This is a genomic window from Kitasatospora sp. MBT63 (genome assembly GCF_000710465.2).
Lineage (GTDB): Bacteria > Actinomycetota > Actinomycetes > Streptomycetales > Streptomycetaceae > Kitasatospora.
The window spans coordinates 5,059-6,322 of sequence record NZ_JAIZ01000793.1 but is presented as its reverse complement, the minus strand read 5'-3'; the positions used below and the strand labels follow the sequence as shown (position 1 = coordinate 6,322).

Annotated in this window: 2 pseudogenes; both read left to right on the top strand. The window is 80.5% G+C overall.

Annotation, left to right across the window (positions count from 1 at the left end):
• A pseudogene (locus AA75_RS41440) lies at positions 1 to 372 on the top strand (hypothetical protein); the annotation flags it as partial.
• A 1-nt stretch (position 373) separates the two neighbouring features.
• Positions 374 to 1,264, top strand: a pseudogene (locus AA75_RS51295) (hypothetical protein); the annotation flags it as partial.

Genomic DNA, 1,264 nt, shown 5'->3' with positions numbered 1-1,264 from the left:
CTGCGGCGGGGCGGCTGCGCCCTGCTGGTGGCCGGGGTCTGGCCCGGCGCGGGGCTGCGGCTGAGCGTCCGCTCGGGCCGCTGGTTCGGCCTGGGGGAGGGGTACGGCCAGCTGCGCGGCCGGCAGGTCGAGGTGGCGGCGGAGGGCCGAGGCGCGGCCGACCGGACCCGTACCGCCAGGCTCTGGCTGCCGGACGAGCACGGTGCCGCCCGGCCGGTCGAGGCCGCCGAACTGCCCACGACGGCCCCGGCCCGGACCCCGGCCCCGGTGGTGCCCCTCGCCCCGGCCGCAACCGCTGCTGCTGCCATCGCCGGTGCTGGTACCGCTGTCGCTGCCCCGGCCGTGACCCGGGTCGACCTGGCGGCGGTGTGACATGACCGGTACGCAGCAGGTCACGACCGGGGGGCGGGAACCGGGAGCGCCCCGGGTCCTGGTGGTGTGGTGCCCGGACTGGCCGGTGGTCGCCACCGCCCCGGACGCCGGTGACGACGGCCCGGTGGCGGTGGTCGAGGCGGGCAAGGTGCTGGCGTGCTCGGACGAGGCCCGGACCGCCGGGGTACGGCGCGGACAGCGGCTCAGGCTGGCCCAGCGGCTCTGCCCCGGGCTCCGGCTGCGGGACCGGGACCCCCAGGCCGAGACCCGCCGCTTCGAACCGGTGATCGCCGCGGTGGCGGCCTTCACGCCCCGGGTCGAGGTGCTGCGCCCGGGCATGTGCGCGATCCCGGTGAAGGGCCCGGGCCGCTACTTCGGCGGGGAGGAGTCCCTGGCGGCCCAGGTGCACGCGGCGGTGGCGGCCACCCTGGCCCGCGGCTGGGAGGAACCCGCCCGCGGCCCGGAGCCCCCGACCCCTGTTCGAACACCCGGCCCCGAACCGGAGCCGGACCCCGGACCGGAGCCCGACCCCGAACCGGACCCCGATCCGGACCCCGGGCCGGTGCGGCCCGCCGGCCCGCCGCCGCGCAGCCATGTCGGGGTCGCCGACGGCCTGTTCGCGGCCGCGCTCGCCGCCCGGGCCGGGGTGCTGGTCCCGGACGGGCGGACCGCCGAGTTCCTGGCCCCGTACCCGGTGGCGGCGCTCGGCGACGCGGCCCTGGCCGAGCTGCTGACCCGGCTCGGGATCGGGACCGCCGGAGCCTTCGCCGCGCTGCCCGCCGCCGCCGTGGCCGACCGCTTCGGCCCGACCGGGACGGCCGCGCACCGGCTGGCCCGGGGGCTGGAGGCCCGCCCGCTGGCACCCCGGCCCGAGGGGCTCGACCTCACCGCC